Source organism: Blautia hominis, assembly GCA_002270465.1.
Classification (GTDB): domain Bacteria; phylum Bacillota; class Clostridia; order Lachnospirales; family Lachnospiraceae; genus Blautia; species Blautia hominis.
This window is the reverse complement of the sequence record NQOF01000003.1, coordinates 632,358-658,263: the sequence shown is the minus strand read 5'-3', so window position 1 is coordinate 658,263 and position 25,906 is coordinate 632,358. Positions and strand designations below refer to the sequence as shown.

The window sequence follows — 25,906 nt, the reverse complement described above, 5'->3', positions numbered from 1 at the left end:
CCTTCATATTTTTCAGGGCTCAGTAAAACTTATACATCATCCGTTACGTCTCAGTGAAAAGTCCTGGCTCTCCAACGTCAGATTTGGGTTGTAATACGGATCTCCGTTTTTGAGTATCTCTGGCCATCTTTTTTCAAACGTTTCAATTTCCTTTGCAAAACGGGCCACTTTTTCCGGAGTGTCATCCAATCCTCTGGACTTAGACTCATAATGATACAGCTCCGCATACGGATTATACACGATCAGATATCCTTCTTTCTGAAGTTTCAAACAAAAATCAATATCATTAAATGCAACTTCCAGTTCCTCACTCAGTCCACCTGCGGCATCGTAAGCCTCTCGTTTCACCATCATACACGCTGCTGTTACTGCGCTGTAATCCTGTGCACAGATAATTCTATGGCAATAACCGGATTCTCCTCTTTTTTGCTGTACAAAACAGTGACCCGCAATGCCTCCGAATCCGATCACTACCCCTGCATGCTGGATTGTCTCATCTTCATAATATAATCTGGCTCCAACCGCACCTACATCACTGCGCATACAGTATCCAAGCAGTTCCTCAAGACAATCTGAATTAATGATCTCCGTATCATTATTGAGAAGCAGCAGATAATCCCCTTTTGCATGGGAAATCCCAAAATTATTGATCGCTGAATAGTTAAACATTCCTTCCCAGTAGACTACATGAGCTTTCGGATTTTCCTTTTCCAGTTTTTGATAGTAAGAAAAGGTGGCCTGTTCTGTGCTGTTGTTCTCTACAATTATATATTCATAATTCCTATAACTGCTTTTTTCCTCAATCGCCCTGATACATCGTTCCAGATCATCAATATGGTCCTTGTTAGGTATTATAATAGATATCAACGGATCATATTCCCGAAGATAGTGTGTTCTGTAAAGTCCCAGATATTCTCCATTTTCCACTCTGGCCTTTACTCCAATCCTGTCATAATGAGCAAGAATGGCATTCTTTCCTGCTTCAAAAGCGTATTTTTTACTTTCAGGATTTTCCGCAGTGGAATCCTCATGACAACGCCAGTGATACAATACTTTCGGAATATGATAAATCTTCTCTCTTCCCGCATATTCAACACAGCGGAAAATAAAATCATAGTCCTGTGCGCCGTCGAACTCTTTCCTCAGCATTCCTACCTGCTCGATAATTTCTTTTCTGACCACAAAAAGATGACAGATGTAATTTACTGTGCATAATAAATCAATATTGAAATCCGGTTTAAAATGAGGCTGAAAGAATTTATTGCCATCCATAGTCATCTTATCCTCATCTGAATATAAAACGGATATATCATCTCTCCTGTTGAGTGCCCTTACACATTCATAAAGAGCATCCGGGGTTAATACATCATCATGATCTGCAAATGCTATCAATTCACCTTCTGCCATCTGAATGGCCGCATTTGTGTTTTCCGATATCTGCATCGGCATATCATGAGAACATATCTTAATCCTTCCGTCTACCTTTTGACAAGCTTCCAGCATATTTTTTAAAGGTGATCCACTGCCGCTGCCGTCTGACAGGCATAATTCCCAATTTTCATATGTCTGCCCTTTCAGGGAATCAATCATCTGCTTCAGATATTTTTCAGGAGTTTTATACAACGGTACTACTACACTTATTTTAGGAGAATACTCAAATTGAGTCTTCCTCTGCATTTCCAACTGCCCCGGTGTAGGTACATGCTTCGGCAGCCATTTTTCGTATGGAATGGGACCAGGCTCCTGATTCGTAGCTTTCCTGACTACTTTCTGCAGCAAAGCGCCTGCCCCATGCATTTTTAAATAACGGGTTCCCTTGTGATAGTATTTAACTAATTTTTCCTCCATTAGTCTTGAAGGTTTTAAATGTATCTTCCTTATGGTTTTAGCACTTTTACCGTCAAATATAAGATAAATGTACGGGTTATTTCCACATGGAAATTCCACATAAAATCCAGTATTATCCTCCACTTGGGCTTCCCTGTGCTGAGCCTGAACATCAGGTCTTTTTGTTCTCTGCACCTGAACTGCTAAACGCTTTTTATTTTCATCTTCCAAATATATACTGAGCGGTTTCTGATAGACAGCCCATCCCCTCAGCCTGCAGGTACCGGCCTTTCTATCCACAGCCGCTTCTTCCAGATAATACTGAGGTTTTCCCTGCTTCCTTTGGAGCTGCCCGGCAGAGACAGAAAACCATTTCTGCCTACTGCTACCATCTGTACTATAAATCGTCAGTTTTTTATACCGCTCCAGATGCGCAGGCAGTGTAACCTGTATCTGAATACGCATTCCACTTGTCATCTGCATGTCCTGAAACCGGTCCATAGCACTGACATATTCCTGCGGCTTCGCCTCAACAGCCACCTTTTTCCCATCCAGAACAGCTTCTGCCTCATATCCTTTTGGCCAAGTACCCTCCAGAAGATACAAATTTCTGTCTGTAAGATGAAACCGTTCTCTTTTTACTTCATATATTTCTCTGGACATGCTAAATCCTTTCTGCTATTTCATCAGAAACTCCACAGTCTCCTGCCCTGTTTTCTGTGTAACATACTTTTCAAGCACTTTTTTATTCGCTGCCTTTCCCATATTCTGTCTGCGTTCACTGTCTGTGATCAGCGTTTCCAGCGCTTCTGCCCACTCTTCCTTGGTGCTGCATAGAAATCCTTCCACACCATTTTCGATCAATGGCTCTAATTCTTTGTTTCTGCTCATAACACTGGGCACTTTTACAAGTGCAGCTTCCATCCATTTGTTTTCGGATTTACAGCAATGGAACACAGTATTTTCAAGAGGCATTAAATTAATATCTATCCCTGCAAGAACCTCCGGCAGCTTCTGCCATTCCATAAATCCCAGTTTTTCAATACGGTTTTGGAATCGTTTCATCTTATCCTCTGAAAGCACACCTACCAGTTTCAACGTAACCTGTGGATATTTTTCCATCATCTCGATCAGCGCATCCTCTATAATGGCGAAATCTCTGTCATGTGTTTTGGAACCGCTGAAATATCCGATATACACGTTTTCCTTTTCCGGCACTTTATTCGTAAACGCATCATGGGATAGAATCTGCATCTCCATACTCGCAGTATTTCTGTTAACCACTACCGGCCTGCCCGGAAACTCTGCTGAAATTTCTTTTGCCAGGGTTTCCGTGGAGGTAATATATCCCCTGCACTGGTCCATACATGTATGAATCTTATTGGTAGTGCTTGAAAAATCTTTATATTCTTCCCCCTCCAGAAAATGCAGGGAAGATATTTTATCATAATCGAAAATCAGGTCATCAATATCATAGTAAACCGGTATTTTCAATTCTTCCGCTTTATGAACAATCCGGCTGACACCTTCCTCGTCACTACAGCGATAAAATACTACCGTTTTATAATCCTTCAATCTGCATTGCTCTATCTCTTCCATCTGTAAAAAATCCGATGCATAGCCATGGCATAGAAGCTGTTCCCTCAGATGCTCCACACGGTATCTGGACGCAAAGGAAATTTCCTCCCCCAAAAACAGGATACGTTCTTCATGTACAGGCATCTCACCAAAATGGCAGACTTCTTTTGCGAAACGGGATATTTCTGCCAAAACAGATACCGCATCCGTTTTGTCAAGTATAATGCCTCTGTCATAACGTGCCACTCTTTCTACCGGCGCACCAATATGAAATACAGCAATAGGCATTTTCATAGACATAATCTCAGAGGTTGTATATGAAAACGTCTCCGGCCAGACAGACGGAATAAAAAACACATCAATGTCTTCTTCCAACGTAAGTTTAGGAAGCATTTCTCTTGTATATCTTCCTGTATAGGAGAAAACAGGGCTGTCGATCTCTTCGTCACTGACACCGATCAGACGGATGCGTATATTGAGGTTTTGCTTTTCTATCTCACGTACCATCTCTTTTACTACATCCAAACCTTTTTTATAACACAGCACACCCAGCAGTCCAATATTCAAGGTTTGGGTTGTCTTATATTTTCTGCTGATCGGAGGAAGATAATGTGGTTCGTGGGGAATCACTCTGATTTTATATACTGCAGGGTAAGCTCTGTTTAAAAGTTCTGCCGAATCATCTGAAAATGCAAATATTTCGTCACAATGATTTAAAAAGTCTTCCCATTTTTTGCGCCATATACTGCCGCTTTCATATTCCAGACAGGCATTGCTTTTGTTATCGGGTATACATTTGTTGCAAATATCATCTGATGCAGCCTTACAGTATTTCCCACTATGATCCATCAAATTGACTGCCGGGCAGATGCAGAAGAAATCGTGAAGCAGCATACGCAGTACAGCCTGATGCTCTTCTTTCCATGCAGTTATCCTCTCTATAAAATCATAGAGTTTCGGATATGTCACCAGTTCATTGATCCAGATTTCTTCCACACGCCTTACCATATCCAGCAGAAGCTCCAGGTTCTCTGAGAAGAACTGTATTTTATAATCTTTGTACTGGTATAAAAACAGATATTTATTTGTATAGATATCATACCGTATTATGATAAAACGGCAGCCTTTTTGCAGCTCCTCTTTCACCTTTTTATTCAGATACTCTGTTGCACCCCCGCCCAGATTATGGTCAAAAGCCACTATGGTTTTCACCTCTGTCTTCTGGTTCAGCAGCTGCATAATGGCATAGAGCCTTACCATTCTGGCAGGGTCAATTCTACAGAACTCTGCTACATCCTTATTATAATCCGGATGCTTTTCCAACAGTTTTTTAGAATGCTTCTCAAGAAGCATCATCTTCTCTTCTGACAGAAAGCTGCCTCCGTGTTTGTGATATACATACAGGTTATCCACATGGACATTTCTGTATCCTGCCCGCAAAGCTCTTTGGCACCAGTCATTTTCTTCCCCATACCCTTTGCCAAAATTCTCTTCATCCAGGTATCCGATCTCTAAGAGCGCGTCACGGTTTAGCCCCATACAAAAGCCGATTCCTGTAGGCATGGATGGGTATTGGGGTTTCATACTTCGGAACACGTCATCAATCTGCCATAGCTTCATACCTTCAAAGATTGCATTGTCCTTACAGAAATCAGGAAAACTACAGAGTGTACCGCAAGTAGTAAAAGGTGTTGTAGTTGCCACCTTGGTACCGCATAAAATAGGATACATCAGACGTTCCAGCCAGTCTTCGGGCACTTCCACATCCGTATTGAGAAGCACTACGTGGTTCTGGGCCAGTTTAAGTCCTCTGTTTACTGTCTTCAAAAATCCCAGATTCTGCTCATTTCTAAGAAGTATAACTTCCGGCCGGTCCTTTGCATACGCTTCCAGATACTCCTTGACCTTATTATCCGGACTACAGTCATCAATAAGAATCAGTCTGTACTTCATTCTGGTCTTTTCCACCCCCGAAAAGAGTGCATCAAAAAACTGCAGGCCATTATAAACCGGTACAATAATATCTACCTCATGGGTAAGATAATCTTCCGGAAAACAAATCGGCTTATCCACATAACACTTTTTAAAATATCGTATATCTCCAATACTCGTCTCATCTTCTGCTGAAAACACCTGAACATCTGCATCCGCCGGCAGAGACCTGTCTCCTGTGACCGTTCCCAGCAGTCTTCCGCCAATACCGTCAATAGTATCAAATTCAAAGTAAACATCCAGATCAAACGGTGAATACACGCTTGCGGCAACAGAAAATCCACTGCTTTCCGCCTCGGGATTTCCCATGTTTTGTGCAACGTCTTTTCTGTAAATGACCTGGTACCCGGTTTCACTGACCTTATTTTTTCCGTGATAAAATGCGATTCTCGGTTTCCCCATTTCATGAGCCGGATCGAACACCCAACCTATAACAGAGAGGAGCTTATTTTCATAGGAAATCTGATCCACACTGCCCGGGCATATTAAAATATGCGGCTTGTCCGGATTCTCTTCCCCCCTAAGCTTCCTGACGACAGGACGAAGAACCTTCTTTGCACGGCTTTTTATTGTATCCGCTGGCTGTTCCTCATTTGATTCCTTCTGCTGGATCACCGGTGCCTGAGGAAATAATTTCTCTTGTGTCATTTTCTCCAGAAGCCTTGTTTTATACGCTTCATCCAGATACCAGAATTTACCTTCAATTACCAGGTACTCAACATTTTCCGGTTTTGGTGTACTGATAATATAATTGGGATCATCGGTTATAAATACTGTGCTGTCTTTCTCTTCCAGATGCAGACCATTTGCCACCAACGCAACCCGGCAGTTACAGTCCACTCTGTCGATTCTGCATTTACAGAAATATCCATTCTCAGGATCCCACCTAAGGCCTTTTATACCGGTAATACCCCGCAGATCATAAACCGCTTTAAAGTAATTACGCTCTAAATGAACTTTGGCTGTCACCACCTGTGTTTCGCTTAAGCCGCTGCCCAAATCATAATAGATTTTGCTATCAAGATATTTCTTCAGGTTTTCCTGTTCTGCAATCTGTTCCAAAGAAACAGGAACCGGCGGTTTTTCGTATCTTGACAGTTGGTCACACCCAACATAAGTATATGCAAAATGCAATGCCCACTGAAGATAAACTTCCTGGTCAGACAAGGATATCCCCATTCTCTTTATAATCTTATGACGCGGGCATACAGCATCCAGTGACGGCATCTTTGTATAGATTTCATTCAAAAGCCGCCACATGATAAAATCAACCGGCACAGGGAAATCAGCTACCCATTCGTAATCTATAATGGTCTGCTCCGTTCCTTCAAGAAAAATATTCTGGCATATTAAATCAATATTGGCAGGGGCAATACACTTTAATGGAGTCCTGCCCTTTGTGGCACCGAACATAACAGAAAACTCTTCTGTATGATAGTCCTCGACTATTTGACTGTCATCAAAATAAGTTTCATAGAGATTCATGAAAAGCTGTTCGATGCCTTTGCCATCCCCCTCTTTCAAAAAATCTTTTATCACATTATAGTAAGTTCTTCCTGTAAGAAATTCGTATGACACAGCACCTTCTTTGTACACTGACGGCAGATTTCTATAGGTTCCGGGCAACTCTGTCCGCCCATAATCCTCCATCTGATGCAGAAATTCTTTTGCCTTTGCATTCATAGCCTGCTTTTGAACAAAAATTTCATGCTCCTTTTTGATGATCAAAGTCATGACCCGGAACTCTTCTTTTCTCTCACTATTGATTTTAGCATATAGAATTTCCGTATTCCGGATGATCTCTTCTCTGGATGCCTCCACCAGAAAAGAGTTCACAAAATCATCCATGACCTCTTCCCGCAAAAGACTGTGTGCCACATCCGTCTCGTTAAACAATTGAAATCTGTTCTCCGTAAATACTGGATATCGCTTTCCATAACCGATCACTTTTAAAGTCTCATCTGTAAAAATTTCTGTCGGAAATTTATAATCCGGATAGGGATAATAATACTTCATATGACAAAGGCCACTTTTCTCAAATAGCCTGGTAAGCTCTGACTTAGAAAATGTACGCACAGAATTATTGCCTGAATAACGGTTAAGCCCCAGGAAATATAAATCCGTATGATCCTCAGGCGCCCCGGCAAAATATTTCAGCCCCAGACGGTTTTCAATAGATACTAACAATTTTCCGTCAGGTTTTAAAAAGGATGCCATTTTTTTTAGAAAGGATTCATAGGGAGTTTCTCCATCCGTAAAGCTGGCTGCATATTCCAGAACTCCATTCAGGACAATGTAGTCAAAATCATTTTTCAGCGCCATGTCATTTAAATTTCCAACCATGATCGTCAGATTATGAAAAGACTTATGCCGCTCATAATTGATAGATGCACGTCTGCCGGAAAGTTCCACTGCTGTCACCTGGCCCGCTTTTTCACACAGCATTCCTGTCAGGGCACCACATCCTGCCCCAATCTCCAATACAGAGTCCTGCTTTGTGAAAGGGTACCAGTTTAAAATATTTTCCCTTATCCCTGCAAAATGATAAACCATGGGAAATTCAACCTGCTCTTCCGGAAGTTCCTCATAGCTAATCCCTTGTCTGGCCATTTCCAGCATCCGCTCTTCTATTTCCCCGTCAGAATACTGTCCATTCTGCGTATCATAATCATAATTTAACTCTGCCATACAAAACTCCTTCGCAAACTGCTTATTTCAGCGTAACTTTAGAAAACATATCAAAATAGCCGACTGCCTTCTTATCTGTAATGACTGTAAGGTTGCAGACATCATAAAGTCTGTGGAAAACTGTAAACTCTCCGTCTCTGTATCCCGTACATCCAAGACATAACATATATTCTCCCGCCTCCAGACTCATAATCTGGGTGAATGTAATTTCCTGGATATCTCCTGATTTTTTTGGTGTGACCGGTGAATTTTCATACATGGTATTTGTACCTGTAAGTTCTGTCCCTTTAAGGTCTTTGATCGTAAAGGCAAAAATCGGTTCGCTGATATCCTCATTGAACTTAACCTTCATTTTAACTGAAAATTTCTGTCCCTTATCTACTGCATTTGTTATCAGACCTGTATGATCATAAATACCAAAGTCTACTATCTCTGCAAGCTTGCTTCCATACTCCAGCAGTTCCGGATTCAAATTTAACTTTTCCTTTTGAAGGCTGTCCGTCTCCTCCTGAATGCTCTCATGATCTCCGGAGTTTTCTGCTTCTTCATCATCCAACTGATTGACCAGAACCTTACGATAAAGATTCACCATCTCTTTCGCGCCGCCCTCTGCCAATTTCTGCCCTCTATTCAAAAGCACCACTCTGTCACAGTATTTTCCAATACTGCTCAAATCATGGCTGACGAATAAAATGGTCTTCCCCATTTCTTTGAACTCTTCAAACTTCCTATAACATTTTGCCTGAAAAAATACGTCACCAACTGAAAGCGCCTCATCAACGATCAATATCTCAGGTTCGATATTGATAGCAATAGCAAAGGCAAGACGTACAAACATACCACTGGAGTATGTCTTGACAGGCTGATGGACAAACTCTCCAATATCTGCAAAATTTAGGATATCATCCATTTTCTTGTCTATCTCTTCTCTGGAAAATCCAATCATAGTTCCGTTCAGATAAACATTTTCAATGCCGGAATACTCTCCGTTAAAACCTGCACCTAATTCCAGTAAGGCTGAGATACGGCCATTTACACGCAGATTTCCTGCTGTTGGATTCAGAACACCCGTAATGATCTTTAAAATTGTGGACTTTCCGGAACCATTTGTCCCGATTATCCCGACTGTTTCACCTTGATGCACTTCAAAAGATACATCATTAAGGGCATAATGCTCTTTATATTTCTTCTGTTTTGACAATCCAAGGGATTCCTTGAGCCTGTCCATAGGCTTGTCATATAATTTATACATTTTACTAACATGATCTACAGCAATTGCAATTTCTGACATATTTAATCCTCTCTTATAGCACATCTGCAAAATGCGGCTTTAATCGCTTGAATATCACAGTTCCCAGAATGAACAGTACAATGGTCACACCCCAGAAATATAATCCCCATTTCAGATGGTCTGTCAGCCATACACGGCCCAGAATGGAATCCCGATATCCGGAAACAATATAATACATTGGATTCAGCTTAAATGCTTTCACAAACAGGGGATGGTCTGCCATACGTCCCAAATCCCACATGATTGGTGTCAGCCAGATACCCACTTGCAAAAATATGCTGATGATCTGAGTCAGATCCCTGAAAAAAATAACCACCGCACTGGTAATATATACAAGCGCCAAAGAGAACACAAAAGTACATCCTGTATAATAAATGATCTGTATGGTATGTACAGTCGGCGGATAACCGTTGGCCGCACACACAACCAGGGCAAACACAACAAAGAACACATGGACAAAAAAAGCAGAGATCACTTTTACCATGGGAAGGATACTGATCTTAAAAACAACCTTTTTAACCAGATAATTGTACTCAATCAATCCGTTTGTTCCGGCATTCAGGGCATCCTGAAAAAAGAACCATGGTACAATACCCGAGATCAGGTATAGCACAAAAGGATATTCAGCCATATCTCCTGCTTTCAATCCAATCGTGAAAACAAACCAATACACCATAATAGTTACAATTGGCTGGATAAAGGCCCAGACAATACCCAGGTATGATCCTGCATATTTTGTTTTAAAATCATTTTTAGCCAGGGTCAGGATCAGTCCCCTGTTATGGTAAAGTTCCAATGGTAATCCAAATATTTTTTCTTTCATACTCTGCTCCTGTTTACCTGTTTTCTGTATACGCTTTGATTCCGCCCCACTTATGATCTTTTTCAGAGATAATCAGGTCATTCTCTGTCATCCCCTCCGGGATAGGCCATTCAACACCAATATCCGGGTCATTCCATTTCAGTCCACCCTCATCATTGGGGTGATAAAAGTCTGTGCATTTATATGCAAACTCTGCGGAATCTGACAAAACGACAAAACCATGCGCAAAGTTTTTAGGTATGAAAAACTGTTTTTTGTTTTCTGCTGTAAGAAGAACACCATGCCATTTTCCAAAAGTTTTGGAGCCTGGACGTAAGTCCACCGCCACATCAAAAACTTCTCCGCTTACAACCCGGACCAGTTTATCCTGTGGAAAGTTGATCTGAAAATGCAGGCCTCTTAAAACACCTTTTCTGGAGCTTGACTGATTGTCCTGTACGAATTCCATATCAATCCCTGCATCTTTATAATCATTATAATTATATGTTTCCATAAAATATCCTCTCTCATCCCCAAATACCGCCGGAGTGATGATTTTTAATCCTTCAATTTCGCATGTCTCTACTGTAATTTTACCCATTGTTTTGTCCTCTTTTCTTTATTTTTTAGTGTTATATTTTTCTTTTCCTATTTTTCTTTCGTCTCTTTTTCTTTCTATCATGACGAACCAAAGCCGCCAAAAGTACCACCATCAGGATGATCAACGCCGCCATAAGAATAAGTAATATACTGGTCAAAGATATTTTTTCTTCCTTACTTACCTTACTATCACCGGAATTCGTATCTGCGGATTGTTCACCCGCTATACTCTCCTGCTTCTTCACTTCCTTAGTTTCTTTCTTCTCTGTCTGGGGTATTGCTTTTTTTTCACTTCCCAAGTATTGAGCACCAAGACTATATTTAATCAGTGTACTTCCATCTTCTTGTTGTTCTTCAGTTTTTTCCAATTGTTCCAGGGTCATACCCTTCGGAAGAATAACGTTCCCCTCATTCAACTGTTTTTTCTCAAAGTTCTGGAATCCATAGTTAAATAGGTTCGTTGTATCCAAACAATTTGGTGCCATTTCTGCACCTTTCATTACTACAGCCAGGTAAGTAACACCATTTTGTACGGCTCCAGTCACCAACGTCTTTCCCGCCGCCTCCGTACTGCCGGATTTACCTCCTATACATCCTTCATAGTGTTCAGGGCTCTCCTCTGCAAAGAGTGGGTGGTGGGTATGAAGCCTTCGTTCTGTGGCTGTCATATTTGTAGGAGGAATATAATAGGTCTGTGTCCCAATAACCTCACGAAATGTATCATTTTTTAATGCTTCTCGAAATATTAATGCCATATCATAAGCAGTCGTATAATGATTCTCATCCGGTAAGCCGCTGGCATTTGTGAAGTGAGTATTTTTACATCCAATCTCTGCTGCTCTCTGATTCATTAATTCCGCAAATGCCGCTTCAGTACCGGAAACTGTTTCGGCAAGCTGAACTGCCACTTCATTCGCAGACTGAACCATCAAGCCATATAGACAATCTTCCACGGTTATGACTTCGCCCACCTGCATATTGATCGTACTACTCCCTGCCACCAATTCTGCTGCAACTGCCGTCTCAGAAAAAGTAATCTGAGAATCCAAAGAACAATTTTCAATTGCTAAAAGTGCCGTAAGTATTTTTGTAATACTGGCAGGATAGCGGAGTTCATCCATACCTTTGTCGTAAAGAACAAGACCTGACTCAGCCTCCATCAAGACTGCAGTCTCACAGGCCACTTCCGGCCCCTGGGGCCACCCTGAAATTTCGTTTGTGGAAATGGAATAAACAGTGCCGTTATTGACTGCAGCCTCTACAGTTCCAGTAGCCATAAAGATTCCTATCATTACTACTGTCACTAAAAACCGCAAACTCCTATGCTTCTGTGTTTTTCTCATATTCGTTGTTATTTCTCCTTACACGTAAACCAGCAGTACCCACTGGGATACTGCCGCCTGACTTATTTTTATTTGCTTGTCAAGTAAGTCCTCATGGAAACATACCCCCTGATTATCCGTACTTGTTTTAATCTGTGTTTTGGATTGTAATAAAAAGTCAGAATTATTTCCACTGCTCTCTTCCAACTATTACAATCGATCTCTGTTAACTTTTTAAATCTTATATACTATAGCATTTTCCGGCATGAATTTCAATCTTTTATACTAATTCCCGTTCGGCCAAAGAAAAGGAAGCTTCTATTACCTTGTCCATGTCATAATATTTATATTCTGCCAGTCGTCCGCCAAACAAGACATTTTTCTCTTTTTCAGCCAGCTTTAGATACCTTTCAAATAACTTCTGATTTACTGTATCATTAACAGGATAATAGGGTTCTTTTCCTCTATACCAGGACTGCGGGTACTCTTTGGTGATCACCGTTTTTTTCTGTGTTCCGAATTCAAAATGTTTATGCTCTATAATTCGGGTATATGGCGTATCCCTGTCAGTAAAATTCATGACAGCCACTCCCTGATAATTGTCAGTATCCAATATGATATCCTCAAAACTTAGACTTCTGTATTCCAGCTCTCCATACCGATAGCCATAAAAAGAATCAAGAGTCCCCGTATACAATATTTTTTCACCAAGGCTTTCATATCTTTGTCTGTATTGGTTAAAGTCAACTCCCAACTCCACATCACAGCCTTCATAAAGTTTCTCAATCAAAGGATTATAGCCGCCCTGAGGGATACCCTGATATGCATCATTAAAATAATTATTGTCATATGTGTACCGTACAGGTATTCTTTTTATAATAAATGAAGGTAATTCCCGGCAGTCTCTCCCCCATTGCTTCTCTGTATACCCTTTGATCAGCTTTTGATAGATATCTGTTCCCACAAGCCGTATGGCCTGCTCTTCCAAATTCTGAGGTTCACCAGTAAATGCTGATTTTTGAGACTCAATCATCTGCCTGGCCTCTTCCGGGGTTTCTATTCCCCACAATGAATGGAACGTATTCATGTTAAAAGGTAAATTATAAATTTCCCCTTTATAATTTGCGATAGGAGAATTTGTATAACGGTTGAACTCTACTAATGAGTTCACAAAATCCCATATTTTTTTATTACTCGTGTGAAAAATATGAGCACCGTATTTATGCACATGAATACCTTCTATTTCCTGGCAATATAAATTTCCACCCATTATATCTCTTTTTTCCACTACCAGACACTTTTTTCCTTTTTTGGAAGCCAGATAAGAAAATGTACCAGCAAAAAGGCCACTGCCCACAATCACATAATCATATTTTTTCATTTATACTCCTAGCCTAACTCATAATGAAATAACCTAATCTCAATACCATCGCACATCGTTTAATGATATCCCAGTATAACTATTTCCCACAGACTGTATAACAACACAAATCCGGATATTCCGATCACACACCCATTATATAGCCTTCTGTTTATATAATTTCTTATATTTCCTGATCCCAGCATAATAAATAAAGGATATCCCAGCGGTAATAAGTAACGCGGCTGCAATCCCAGCACCGTATTCAAACCCACCGGTGTATAAGAGATATAGAGCGCTGTTGCCATGAGAACTATAATGCTTAATACAACAAATATAGTCGTTAAACTGACGAGTCTATAACTATACCAACTGTCCTCTTTATTTTTATCTGTCACTGCAACAATTAAAAGTAATACCAACGCTATAACTTCCATCTTAGTACTTCCGATATAGCCAAATGTTGTAAAGACCGTCTTCCAATTGACAGTGAAAGACAGATAATGATTCTTCAGAAAACGTAACAGCATTCTTATAAATTCTAGTGGATTCTCCAGAATATATGCAATCTGTTTTGCAGAATTTACACCTTCACCTCCTCTTAAATCTCCAACGCCTACAACCTCAGGCATGACCATTTTTAGCAGAAAAAATCCTAGACATAAAACGCATAAAAACGACACAGAAAAGAAAAGAATTTTTCCTTTAAATGAACACCTCTGCAGAAATATACCTACTAAATCAGCGATAACAAAAATAATCCCTCCTATGGGTATTAAAAATACTAACGGAAAAATCATACTGCCAGCCAAAGCACCCATGAAAGCAAAGCATCCTGACACAAAATATCTATATTGTCTCTTTGATGTAAAAAACTTTGGAGGCAAAAATAAAAACAACAAAAACAATGGGAAGTAAATACTTTTTGGCATGAATGCAACACCAAAAGAAAACAACATAATAATCAAATCATGATTTTTTATTTTCCTATTATCCTGCATACAACCTAGGAAGTAGGAAAAGCCCAATATAGTAAATCCAATTATCCAAGTATCTGTGCTGTATACCGATGCAAGAAACACGGATGTAACAGAAGCTGATATTACAGCCAAAATCATTTTCCCGGACTTCAAACGTTTCATTGCAAAATAAATCGTGGAAATATATACAATCATATTCGCACCTGCACCAGCCCTAAAAATGTCTTCAAAAGGTAAATGTAATGCCCTGCCTAATTTAAGCGCTATAGCTGAAGGTATATAAGCAATAAAATAAATCTTTCCTAAAACATCCGTATCTGCCGGGATAATTTTGCCTGTATCGTAAATGCCCTGCACCATTTCATGCAGAGTATCCAAATTTTTTATTTCATTTGGCATTCCAAATGGTATCCCCGAATGCCAATAAAGCCATCCTTCCGCAGCATTAGCATATCCTGTTGTCGGATGAGACAGGCCAACCGCCCGCCAATAATGAATACTCTCATCCCATGATATTTCCGCCTCTGCCGGAAGCGCAAATATATATAGAAAACCAATGAGCAACATTACAACCAAAAACACATTTTCTGGTTTGTATTTTAAATATTTCCTTAATATAAAAATCATAAAACCGGCTAGACATGAAATCAGCACGAAAGTAAATATATATCTGTTAAAGCTGTCTGCAATATTTCCATCCAGACTTTTATCAATATATATGTATCTTTCAAAAACAAATGCTGCCAGAGCCGACAAACAACAGGCTATAATTATTTTCAAATAATAGATTCTATTTTTCTCTAATGACCGTATAAATGCAGTTCCCCATGTCCGTATATACTTCCATATTTGAAAATAAAAAATGCAGGCTACTCCCACTGATAAAAGGAAGCATATAATGATGGAATACACCCTGGTTGCCAAGACATACTTTTCTTTCAGAAGACTCATAGATAAATCATTATCCTGTTTTTCTCCGTTTACGAAAAAGTTTCCACCACTTAGAGCAGGTCCTTTTGTAACCCAAACATTAACACCAGCTGCTTCTGCCTTGACTGTTATCTTATAATCCTTTCCGTAAGGATCTGATAATTTTTCTTTCAGCTGGAACAAATAACTTTCTCCGCTAATTATCTCATCTGCGGGAACCCGCCATTCCTGTATTGTATTTTTACTGTCTTCTTCAAAAAGACTTACATATATATAACCCTCCGCATCTTTTTGCAATTCAAATTTTATGCTAAAAGATGTGAGGTTATTATCTGTACATGTAAATTTCTCAACAATCTCCGTATCACTGCTAAGCGCTACTGTTTCCTGAGCAAAATAGCCCTCTGTACTAGAATATATTTCTTCCCGATATCCATATATGACTTTACCGCTTTTGTTCATGTAAAAACTAAAGGCAATACCTAAAAATAAAAATATCCCAATCGAAACCAGCAATCTTTTTCTTTTCATCTTATTCATGCAGCAGCTGCTCCTTCAATCCTTTAAATGCCTTTACATAATCTATTCCTTCTAGCACAATTGTAGAAAAATAGCCTGCAACATTACAAATCCCTAGCATAATCACAGTAAAAACTATAAAATGTGATCCCGAAATTTTATTAAACCACGAACTGGAAGATATCAATGTTGATGCAATCACAAAGTGCCAGATATAAGTTCCATATTGATATTTAGCTATTATAAAACATATCCTGCTAATTATACCTTTAAAATTAACTTTAATATTACATGCACTGAATATTATCACAGAAAGGATTATACAAAGCACACTGTGCCAGGAATATCCAAATAAACTATCAACATATGGCGACTTTGTTTCCGTCTGCCATAGCCAAAAAACCGCAAAAATACTGGAGGCAATAAAAACTGTACCATATATTCTTGATTTAATATTGTCAAATTTTTTATTTATCAAAAGATCCGCAATGATCATACCTGCAATAAAGTTATCAAGTGCTGTATAAATTTGTCTGCCATAAATAAAGTAGTAGGACGGTTCAATTGCAAAATACTTAAAAACATAATGGTAAATAAAATATTTTAATATAATCACCAGGGAAATACTGCAAATATAAACTAATATACCATTTGACTTCTTAATCAGTTTATAAATGAATAATGCTATAAAATAAAACTGAAATATCGTTCCCAACGACCAAAGTACACCATTGATCGAACCATGTGTAGAGGGAAACCAATTATGTAGAAATATCGCATGAGTGATAATATCAAATAACCCTTTTCTGTTTAAGTATTGTGCATTTGATGTTATTAAGAGCAAAACACCCAATCCAAGATAATACTGCGGAAGTATCCGCAAAAATCTCTTTTTAAGAAAGCTTCTATACGTCAGACTTCCGTCAGTATCCATTCTTTGTAGAGAAACAAAAATGCCAAAGCCACTTATAATAAAAAACAGAGTGACACCAGTTTCTCCTCCTGTTGAAATAATTCTGTTTAATAATTTATACTCTGCATATGGATAATTACATAGTACATAAAAATGGTAGATTAATACAGATAGTATAGCAATAGTACGAAAAACATCTATAGTTCTATTTCTTTTCATATTATTCACTCATCCTTTGATTCTTCCAGCTTGTCTATTTTTTCCTCCAGGATACCTATTTTTTGTGAAAGTGCTTTAGTTTTTTGTGACAAATCTGATACCAAAACACTTAATGTAAATGTCAGTGCGAGCAGAAAACAAAATCCCAAAAAGAAAATAAAGTTAATTGGTATTCCGACCCCGCTTAATTTTGCGATTTCCTCTATGATTCCTGGAAAAAAGTCAAGTATCAAGATAACACATCCCATAAATCCCCATGGCAATGCGTATCTGATTTCAATTTTATTTTTCCTGACCATTGCACCAAGATATATCATTGCAATTATAACTATAACTGCTACCACTATTTGCGTTTTTATGTTCATATTACACCTCTTATCTCAGACATTCAATAAAAATTGCCAGACTTACTTTTATCATATAATATACAGATTTTTTAGGTGAAATTGAAGAAACACCCCCCTGACGCTCATGCATTACCACCGGAAGTTCTTCCACTTTCTTCCCCTTTCTAATAACAGAAACAACGGTTTCTGGTTCTGGGTAATCTTTAGGGTAATCATTTGCGAACATTCTGATGATATCTTTGTCAACCATCCTCAGCCCCGACGTTGGGTCCGTAATCGTTTTTCCTGTAAGGCAACGAATCAATCCAGTAAAAAATTTTATTCCCAGTCTTCGCATACCAGATGATTGAAACCCTTTTTTCTCAATAAATCTGGAGCCAATTACCATATCTACCTTTTGCTCCAGCAAATAATCTGCCATCACATTCAAGAATTTTGCATCATGCTGACCATCCCCATCAACTTGCACTGCTAAGTCATAATTATTTTCCAGTGCATATAGATATCCTGTTTGCACTGCACCCCCTATTCCCAGATTAACAGGAAGATTTATCACATGAAAATTTTTATTCCGACATAATTCTTTCGTATTATCTCTGGAACAATCATTTATAATCACATAATCAAATGTCGTTGCATACATCTCGATATTTTTTATTGTGTTTTCTAAATTTTCCGCCTCATTGTATGCCGGTATGATAATAAGCTTTTTCATAAGTCTTTTCCCTCAGCTATAATTCATTTGATTTTTCACTGCTGCTATAAAATTTTACCAGCATTCTTGCAATTGGATCCGGCCAAAACTTTTTAAACATTGCATAGTCTTCTCTTTTTCTGGCATTATCCTTTAATATTATACTCGTCTCAGACCCATCATGAATTCTATGAAGCATGATTACATCATTGACATAAACAAAACTACCACTTTTCATTGATATCATTTCCCAAGCTTCCCAATCCTCTGCACTCCGAAATCCATCTTTAAATACCGGGTCTGGTAAACACCTTTTATTAAAAGTAACGGAAGGACAGCAGATGGCACATCCGAAAGATAAAACTCTACGCCTTATAAATTTTGAAGTCCATAATCTTTTTATCCTTAATGGGCTTAACATCAGTCTCTTTATGTTTAATAATTTATTATTTGTTATTATGCTGCCATTCCTCAATTCCCCATAGTCGCCGAACGCAATAAGGGGTTTCTTAGAATTCTTAATGTGCCTATAAACCTTTTCCCAATACTCAGGAAGATATATATCATCCTGATGTGCAATTGTTACATAATGACTGTCTGCACATTGATAAGCAAAATTCCAGTCCTGTGTAATACCTTTCTCTCCTTTATTAATAAACATTGAAATACCATATTTTTCACATAGACCTTTTATGTACTCATTTGGTGTAGAAGTAACCAGAATAATTTGACTTTTTCTGGTCTGTTTTTTTAACGATTGAATACATTCCTCCAAATACGGACTTTCTTTATATGCACAAATTGCAAAAATATGTTCTTTCCTCATATTTTCTCCAATCTAATCATTTTCTTTCCAGGATTTACATAAATAACAAAATAAAATAAAGCAGGACACAATTAAAGCAATACATAAAGCGGCTGTTGCACCTTGCATTCCAACTTTAGGTATTAATATGATACTTCCCAAAACACTAAACAAAACTGCTGCAACATTGCCAATTATCAATCCTTTAAATTCTCTGACGGCAGTGAGTATTCCACAAAACAGCCATAATATGGCGGTTAAAATTGTGGCTCCAATTAAGGGCAGAAGTAAATATTCATAAGAAGCTATCTCCTTTCCATATAAAAGAAGGAGTCCCCAATATCCTAATACTTTTCCACCAATAAGTGCACAGACAGAAAGCGCTGCAATACCAAGAAAACAATTCCTAAACGCATGCCAGAACCCTTTTTTATCTTTTATATGATATCTTTCTGCAAATAGGGTAATAAACGGAGAATAAATATAGGATGCCCCCATCTGAACGATCATAGCCGGTGCTGCTACAGATCCATAGATTCCAAGTGCATAACTTCCACTGACCTTTTCCAATACCAAACGCGGCACAGTTGCAATGGCGGTTGTAAGTATCGAATAAATTAAAAGCGGCAGGCATTTGCGCAAAAGGCGCAGTATTTCCACTGGTTCCCAAATAATGTCAATATCTGCAAATTTTCTATTGTTCGGAACATCATAAAACAGAATCACACTAAAAGATATTAAAGCCATTGCTAACACTGCCAGCACGATATTCTGAGTAGCATAGAGCACACCACAAAATACAACAAATGTGCAGATTCCTTTTAAAACCCAGGATTTCCCGATATAATCCATACGCCATTCTTTCTGGCTAACTCCAGCATATACATCATATAATGCTTCTGAGGCTTTAAAAATACAATAAAATCCTATACACCATCTCTGTTCTACTGTATATGACATAATAAGGATATATCCAATTCCAGAAACTACAGAAAATACACATGTCAATAATCTACTGGCAATGTATATACCATTCCTGTATTCCTCCGATATATCAGAAACCTGGAAATTCCTCATTCCAAACAATGCAATGCTATATACTAAATTTCCTATGGACATAGCAAGAGTTAAGTTTCCCGCAGCATCGACACCAGCTAATCTTACAACTAAAATCGTAGTTAACCATTGGGTAGCCAAATATACCAAACTGCCTACGGAATTCCATACAATACTTTCTTGAATTGTTAGCTTTTTACTCCCCATTACTGCACCATTCTTTCATTTATCATCTACTGATTTTAGCATACATACACGCAAAAGGAATCAGCCAGTCCCATCGCATCAAATGGACGCAGAGCCATGTCCCAGCTCTTTGTGCAAGCGGAATATGAGGTAAGGAATTTATTTTAATATACCTGTTTTTATAATAAAAAGGAAAATACTTTTCTATCATTTTTTTAAATCGTCTACACATATATACAATCACATCTTTTTCCCCGCCCTTAGCGACTTCAAAAATCATACTGGTTACAATTCTGCAAAAATAGAACTCTAATTGTTCCTCACTAAAATTAGTCCCTCTACTCTTACAGAACACCAGACACTCGTGAAGTGCCCTAAAAGGTATCTTTTCTTTACTGATTCCCTTTCGTTTAAAACCTGATGTAGCTGATTCCGGATTCATTCGATAGTAATATCCAACATATGGAATAACTTTCACGTTAGATGCCACTGCTTCAAGCTGCAATATTAAGGGAATATCCTCACATGTAATTCCTTCAGCATACCTGATATCATAGACCTGAAAAAGCTCTTTCCGTATAATCCTATTACAGGATAAAAATGTTAATACCCTTATATTGTCTTTACCTAAATCAAGATTATAATCTCGGATTGTTTGCCCTTCATCTGTCGTTCTAACAAAGTCACAAATTACCATATCGGATTTTTCTTGGAGAGCAGTATTGAATAAAACCTCAGCATAACATCTGTCCACATAGTCATCACTGTCCACAAAGATAACAAATTCTCCCCTAGCTTCCTGCAGACCAAGATTTCGCGCTGAAGAACTGCCTCCATTTTTTTTCTGGATTCCTTTTACAAAAGTATATTTTTCACTATATTCATCAATTATATTCTGTGAGTTATCTCTGCTTCCATCGTTTACCAATAAAACTTCTATATTCTGTAGAGATTGATTGACAAGAGAATCCAAACACTCTTTCAAATATTTTTCCGCATTATAGACTGGTACAATAAATGATACTGCAGGCTGCATTTAACTACTCCTTATTTCTTTAAAATAATTACTTCTTCATCTGGAAACTGTACTTCCACTGGTACATGGTTTACTCTCTGTTCTTTTGGAGGGAGTTCCATATAGTTTCCATAATTCCGATTTAATATAGCATCAAATCCACGTGGTACCGCAACAGTAATATCCTCAAAGCGAAGATGATCCGTTTGCTCTATTTCATTTCCATAAACAATCCACTTTTCCGGTTCACTGACTAACAATGTCATTCTAGCAGTATTTACATTTTGATATGCGGTAAAGTATTGATTACACTTATTCCATATATATTTGTCTGCAGAAGGAATTAATTTAAGGATATAATACAAAATATACCATATTAGTTTTACCAGAAAATTGAGAGTACCACGATTTCCTATCTGCGGCTCTTTTATTCTGCTTACACTAAAAAGCCGTATCCATATGGCACATTTCTTCATTAATTTTGTAGCTTCAAAATCATCATCTGGAATATTATCATACGGGAAAATATCTATATAAAAACCTTCATGAGCACCAGCATTTACTAAGCGCTCTTCCAAAAAACGAGTCTCTTTCATACGAAGTTTTGCAAAGGTCAAATGATATTTATCATCAGTCTCTGGAATCTGCAGAAAATATTTATCGTATTTTCCCTGTTGCATAATTTCTAAAAATCGAGTGTAATCTTTTCTAGGCATAGCCACATCGATATCATCATCCCATGGTATAAATCCGTTGTGGCGTATTGTGCCAAGCAACGTTCCAAATGCAACAAAATACTTCAATTGATGTTTATCACATATTTCCTGAAAAAATAGGAGGATGTCTTTTTCTGTATTTTTTATCCGAGTCAGTATCTTCTCATCATATTCTCTGTACACAATTATGTTCTCCCTTTCTCCCTAATTTTTTTATTATATCCTGTTCTAAATTATTTGTCCATCCTATATTCACAACTTATTTAGCTTCATAGTTTTAGAAACTTGTAATTTAGTGTAATTTTGATATAATGAACTTATACAAAAAAAGGGGGTATAAAACTAATGCGAAAAAGAAAAGTCATTTGCTGTCTGATTGCTTTTTTTCTGTTTTTCAGCATCAATACTGCAATGCCACAACAAACAAAAGCTGTACAGGCGGCAAATAATGAATGTAAAATTCATTTTCTCACCTTAAAAGACAATACAGATGCCATATTACTAGAGTGTAATGGCAAATTTGGCATGGTAGATTCAGGTGAGGATACTGACTATCCATCAGGTAAAGATTCCAGATATCCGTTACGTGCCGGGATTGTAAAGGGGAGGGGTTTTGAGGGAGAAGTCCTTTCCTATATGCATTCTGTTGGAGTAACAAAAAATAATTTTGAATTTTACATAGGTACACATCCTCATAGTGATCACATAGGTTCAGCTGACGAGGTTATCTATGAGTTTCATCCTAAAAGGGTCTATATAGAAGCCTATTCTGACAGTGATATCACTGATAGTTCACGTCTATGGGACAATCTATATGTTTATGACCATATGATCACAGCAGCTAAAAATACTGGAGCAACTTTAATTCAAACGTTCGATAAAAACGCTCCGCTTTATCCGGAAACAGTAACCTTGCGCGGAACTATTCTCTATAAAGTGCCTTCCGAGGCTCCTCCTACTGATGAACCTTCTGATGATAATCAGAGCGCAGATGAATCAACGGATGAAAACTTATCAGAACCGGATCAGTCAGAGGAACAGGAAAACTATACCCAGACTCCTCCCACAGAGTCCGGTTATAGTGAAGAACCCAAGGATACTTCTCAGGAAGATTCTGCGCTTGATACAACTCCACTGGATACGGCTGCATCCGTTGAGAACCCTGATAATATTTCATTACCTTCTGAAGAAGATACCTTTGGCCAGGAAACCAGTAACAGCGAAAGCCCAACTGATACTCCCCAGCCAGATGAAGTCCCCCAAAATACACCACCAGAACAAACTCCCCCAGAAGAGGAACCGCCTTCTCAAAATGCGCCCGATTCTGAGATTGATGATTCTGCCCAGACCCCTGATTCTGAAATGCAGACTACAGCACCCGAATCTCTTTCTATCACATTGCAATATGTTACTACAGATAAGGATACTGTTGTTCCTAAACCTGTCACAATTTCAACTGCCGCAAGTTCAGTATCAGGTAAAATAACTAAAATAGGTGATAATTTATGGACCTATGAATTTAATGGGCTTCAAAAATATGATAATACTAAGACAGAATTTGATTACTCTATCACCCCTCAAGCAGATGGATATAGTTTTTCTGTGTTAGATGCATCGTCACCCTATGATTTTAGTTGTGAATCTCTTACAACAGAAAATTTAAGTCCATCTTTAAATAGCAACAATATTTCGGAATCGGTTTCTTCAATATATGAGGAATCTCAGGAAGCTAGTGGAACAATTGATGAAGAAGCAGAACCGTCAGATACTGTACAATCAGATAATATGACAACCAATGATATTCCCGATACAGATCAGGTGGATCCTAACTACCCAGATGACCCCTTAAACCGGAGAGCCTTTTCAGGTGCAGAACCAGCAAAAAGCGGTATCTATGAGGGGGAAGTTGGCGCAGAATCAACTCCTATTTTCTATCTCGGGGGAAATCAGGGCATGAAGATTGAAATTATGAACTACGGTGTCCAACGTCCCCAATCTGACGCCAATTATTTCAGTCTTGGTGTCAAGACTACTTCTGTTGCAACAGGAAAAACTGCATTTTTAGCTGGCGACATTAACAATTATCTTGGTACAGAAACTCAGTTAGCTAAAACACTGGGTCATGTAAATGTATTAAAACTTGGCCACCATGGCTCATATGGCTCCAATACATATACCTATTTAAAGAAATTATCACCGGAAATTGCCATTATGACTGGCAAATTTGATTATGTCACCAACAACAAAATGGGAAAAGAAATTGGAACACTTGATACATTACTCAAAATGGCCCAAAATGGTATGCCGATTTACCCTACTGCCTGGTATGCGCCATATACAAAAGCACTTGTCATTAATTTGGATAATAAGTTGAAGAATAATATTCCCAAAAACAAGTCTTTTGTTGCTGTCTCCAGTTTTACGACACCTTCCACGCAAATATATTATCGAGATGGATATCCCACAGCTTTTAGCGGCTGGAAAGAATCTCAGGATGGTAATTGGTATTATTTTGACAATTCCTATAACTCACTTGCAGACAGCTGGATAAAAAATGCCTCCGGACAATATTATTACGTCAGAGGCAATGGTACTATGGCTACCGGCTGGGTTTTTGTAAATGGTTATTGGTACTATATGGATCAAAAGGGTGTTATGACAACGGGCTGGCAAAAAATCGGTGATAAATGGTATTATATGAATTCTTCCGGTCAAATGCTTACAGGACGACAGAGGATTGGAATGGATTATTACTACTTCTCTTCCACTGGCGCTATGGCAGATGATGAGTATATTGATGGGCAATATTACAATACAGCCGGCAAATGGCAGCCGGATTTTTCCGATTCAAATTGGATGCATGATGCAAATGGTTACTGGTACCGTTTTTCCAACGGAAACTACCCTAGAAATACCTGGATGCGTATTCATGGAACATGGTATTATTTCTATGCTTCAGGTTACATGGCCACCGGCTGGCTAAAACAAAACAACGATTGGTATTATCTAGGATCCGATGGAGGAATGAAAATTGGATGGTTCCCTGTTAATAATGTGTGGTATTACTTTAACAGTTCAGGCGTAATGCTTACCGGCTTGCAGAATATCGGTGGTCAAAAATATTATTTTAATATTTCCGGCGCTATGCTTACAGGTTGGTATAAAATTAATAATAAATGGTATTATTTCACTGGCAGCGGCTCTGCTGCTGTGGGCTGGTATCAGCTAGGACAAACATGGTACTACTCCAACAGTGCAGGGGTTATGGTTACCGGACTACAAAATATCGGTGGTCAAAAGTATTATTTTAATAATTCCGGAACAATGCTCACAGGGTGGTATAATATAAAAAATAAATGGTACTATTTCACTGGTAATGGCTCTGCTGCCGTTGGCTGGTATCAGATAGGACAAACCTGGTACTATTCTAACAGCGCCGGAGTGATGCAGACCGGATGGCTGCGTTTAGGCAATACTTATTATTACCTAACCCCCTCGGGTGCTATGGCAACTGGCTGGCTATTTCTTGGGAACACATGGTATTACTTAAATCCATCCGGTGAAATGTACGTCGGATGGCTGCATTTAGGAAATACCTGGTACTATTTAAATGGAAGTGGAGCTATGCTTACTGGTTTCAGATCTATAAATGGACAAAAATATTTTCTTACTGGCTCCGGAGCGCTGTATACCGGATGGGGAATTGTAAATAATAGCTGGTATTATTTCACAGAAAATGGCGTTGCTGTAGGATGGGCCAATATTAACAATACCTGGTATTATTTAAACTCCTCCGGAATTATGCTCACCGGATTACAGAATATTAATGGACAGAAATATTACCTGGATAGTTCCGGAGCTATGCGAACAGGCTGGCAATATTTAAATGGTAAATGGTATTACTTCCTGGAAGATGGTTCAGCAGTCTCCGGCTGGAAGTATATTAACGGTAATTGGTATTATTTAAATCCCAAAAACAATCAAATGTACGCAAATGCTTGGACTCCCGATGGATATTATGTCAATAGCAGCGGTGCATGGACGGGACAAAGAAGATAAGAAATGG

At 38.6% G+C, this 25,906-nt stretch carries 16 protein-coding genes; 1 reads left to right on the top strand and 15 read right to left on the bottom strand.

The annotated features are described in order from the left end of the window. Nucleotides 1-36 precede the first annotated feature (36 nt). The 15 genes from CI595_RS13455 to CI595_RS13385 all read right to left on the bottom strand — a co-directional run bounded on the left by CI595_RS13455 (nucleotide 37) and on the right by CI595_RS13385 (nucleotide 22,023). Entirely contained in the window at nucleotides 37-2,490 is a 2,454-nt protein-coding gene (locus CI595_RS13455; protein ID WP_095173909.1) for a glycosyltransferase family 2 protein, read from the bottom strand. A 15-nt stretch (nucleotides 2,491-2,505) separates the two neighbouring features. Then, on the bottom strand, nucleotides 2,506-8,085 hold the full coding sequence (locus CI595_RS13450) for a glycosyltransferase (RefSeq protein WP_095173907.1): 5,580 nt from the start codon (nucleotides 8,083-8,085) through the stop codon (nucleotides 2,506-2,508). Between the two features lie 22 nt (nucleotides 8,086-8,107). Beyond that, complete coding sequence (locus CI595_RS13445) at nucleotides 8,108-9,376, bottom strand: ABC transporter ATP-binding protein (protein ID WP_095173904.1); 1,269 nt, start codon at nucleotides 9,374-9,376, stop codon at nucleotides 8,108-8,110. A 13-nt stretch (nucleotides 9,377-9,389) separates the two neighbouring features. Next, the gene (locus CI595_RS13440; RefSeq protein ID WP_095173902.1) at nucleotides 9,390-10,199 is read right to left on the bottom strand and encodes an ABC transporter permease; all 810 of its coding nucleotides are present in this window, start codon (nucleotides 10,197-10,199) and stop codon (nucleotides 9,390-9,392) included. A gap of 13 nt (nucleotides 10,200-10,212) precedes the next feature. Further along, a complete protein-coding gene (rfbC, locus tag CI595_RS13435) occupies nucleotides 10,213-10,779 on the bottom strand; it encodes a dTDP-4-dehydrorhamnose 3,5-epimerase (protein ID WP_095173900.1) in 567 nt (188 codons plus the stop codon). Nucleotides 10,780-10,810: 31 nt separating this feature from the next. Continuing rightward, nucleotides 10,811-12,121, bottom strand: coding sequence for a D-alanyl-D-alanine carboxypeptidase family protein (locus CI595_RS13430; protein WP_095173898.1), 1,311 nt, complete (start codon nucleotides 12,119-12,121; stop codon nucleotides 10,811-10,813). A 259-nt stretch (nucleotides 12,122-12,380) separates the two neighbouring features. Next, nucleotides 12,381-13,481: a UDP-galactopyranose mutase gene (gene glf / locus CI595_RS13425; RefSeq protein ID WP_095173896.1), complete on the bottom strand. Its 1,101-nt coding sequence runs from the start codon at nucleotides 13,479-13,481 to the stop codon at nucleotides 12,381-12,383. A 59-nt stretch (nucleotides 13,482-13,540) separates the two neighbouring features. Beyond that, entirely contained in the window at nucleotides 13,541-15,910 is a 2,370-nt protein-coding gene (locus tag CI595_RS13420) for a DUF2142 domain-containing protein (protein WP_095173894.1), read from the bottom strand. Continuing rightward, the gene (locus CI595_RS13415) at nucleotides 15,903-17,021 is read right to left on the bottom strand and encodes an acyltransferase family protein (protein ID WP_095173891.1); all 1,119 of its coding nucleotides are present in this window, start codon (nucleotides 17,019-17,021) and stop codon (nucleotides 15,903-15,905) included. The genes CI595_RS13420 and CI595_RS13415 overlap by 8 nt, the downstream gene beginning before the upstream one ends. A 5-nt stretch (nucleotides 17,022-17,026) precedes the next feature. Beyond that, nucleotides 17,027-17,386 (bottom strand): DUF2304 domain-containing protein, encoded by a 360-nt coding sequence (locus tag CI595_RS13410; RefSeq protein ID WP_095173889.1) that lies wholly within the window; start codon nucleotides 17,384-17,386, stop codon nucleotides 17,027-17,029. A 10-nt stretch (nucleotides 17,387-17,396) separates the two neighbouring features. Then, nucleotides 17,397-18,083, bottom strand: a complete 687-nt coding sequence (locus CI595_RS13405; protein WP_095173887.1) for a glycosyltransferase family 2 protein — start codon at nucleotides 18,081-18,083, stop codon at nucleotides 17,397-17,399. 16 nt (nucleotides 18,084-18,099) lie between these two features. Continuing rightward, nucleotides 18,100-18,888, bottom strand: a complete 789-nt coding sequence (locus CI595_RS13400; protein WP_095173885.1) for a glycosyltransferase family 2 protein — start codon at nucleotides 18,886-18,888, stop codon at nucleotides 18,100-18,102. 12 nt (nucleotides 18,889-18,900) lie between these two features. After that, nucleotides 18,901-20,130, bottom strand: a complete 1,230-nt coding sequence (locus CI595_RS13395) for a lipopolysaccharide biosynthesis protein (protein ID WP_147737722.1) — start codon at nucleotides 20,128-20,130, stop codon at nucleotides 18,901-18,903. 22 nt (nucleotides 20,131-20,152) lie between these two features. After that, on the bottom strand, nucleotides 20,153-21,145 hold the full coding sequence (locus CI595_RS13390; RefSeq protein WP_095173880.1) for a glycosyltransferase family 2 protein: 993 nt from the start codon (nucleotides 21,143-21,145) through the stop codon (nucleotides 20,153-20,155). Nucleotides 21,146-21,156: 11 nt separating this feature from the next. Continuing rightward, nucleotides 21,157-22,023 (bottom strand): LicD family protein, encoded by an 867-nt coding sequence (locus CI595_RS13385; RefSeq protein ID WP_162291878.1) that lies wholly within the window; start codon nucleotides 22,021-22,023, stop codon nucleotides 21,157-21,159. Nucleotides 22,024-22,185: 162 nt separating this feature from the next. Here CI595_RS13385 and CI595_RS13380 point away from each other — a divergent pair, with 162 nt between their 5' ends. After that, nucleotides 22,186-25,899 (top strand): hypothetical protein, encoded by a 3,714-nt coding sequence (locus CI595_RS13380; protein ID WP_095173876.1) that lies wholly within the window; start codon nucleotides 22,186-22,188, stop codon nucleotides 25,897-25,899. Nucleotides 25,900-25,906 lie beyond the last annotated feature (7 nt).

Bases quoted from the DNA above. Each gene is read 5' to 3' on its own strand.
- CI595_RS13455 (WP_095173909.1), bottom strand. From the start codon at position 2,490: ATGTCCAGAGAAATATATGAAGTAAAAAGAGAACGGTTTCATCTTACA.
- CI595_RS13450 (WP_095173907.1), bottom strand. From the start codon at position 8,085: ATGGCAGAGTTAAATTATGATTATGATACGCAGAATGGACAGTATTCT.
- CI595_RS13445 (WP_095173904.1), bottom strand. From the start codon at position 9,376: ATGTCAGAAATTGCAATTGCTGTAGATCATGTTAGTAAAATGTATAAA.
- CI595_RS13440 (WP_095173902.1), bottom strand. From the start codon at position 10,199: ATGAAAGAAAAAATATTTGGATTACCATTGGAACTTTACCATAACAGG.
- rfbC (WP_095173900.1), bottom strand. From the start codon at position 10,779: ATGGGTAAAATTACAGTAGAGACATGCGAAATTGAAGGATTAAAAATC.
- CI595_RS13430 (WP_095173898.1), bottom strand. From the start codon at position 12,121: ATGAGAAAAACACAGAAGCATAGGAGTTTGCGGTTTTTAGTGACAGTA.
- glf (WP_095173896.1), bottom strand. From the start codon at position 13,481: ATGAAAAAATATGATTATGTGATTGTGGGCAGTGGCCTTTTTGCTGGT.
- CI595_RS13420 (WP_095173894.1), bottom strand. From the start codon at position 15,910: ATGAATAAGATGAAAAGAAAAAGATTGCTGGTTTCGATTGGGATATTT.
- CI595_RS13415 (WP_095173891.1), bottom strand. From the start codon at position 17,021: ATGAAAAGAAATAGAACTATAGATGTTTTTCGTACTATTGCTATACTA.
- CI595_RS13410 (WP_095173889.1), bottom strand. From the start codon at position 17,386: ATGAACATAAAAACGCAAATAGTGGTAGCAGTTATAGTTATAATTGCA.
- CI595_RS13405 (WP_095173887.1), bottom strand. From the start codon at position 18,083: ATGAAAAAGCTTATTATCATACCGGCATACAATGAGGCGGAAAATTTA.
- CI595_RS13400 (WP_095173885.1), bottom strand. From the start codon at position 18,888: ATGAGGAAAGAACATATTTTTGCAATTTGTGCATATAAAGAAAGTCCG.
- CI595_RS13395 (WP_147737722.1), bottom strand. From the start codon at position 20,130: ATGGGGAGTAAAAAGCTAACAATTCAAGAAAGTATTGTATGGAATTCC.
- CI595_RS13390 (WP_095173880.1), bottom strand. From the start codon at position 21,145: ATGCAGCCTGCAGTATCATTTATTGTACCAGTCTATAATGCGGAAAAA.
- CI595_RS13380 (WP_095173876.1), top strand. From the start codon at position 22,186: ATGCGAAAAAGAAAAGTCATTTGCTGTCTGATTGCTTTTTTTCTGTTT.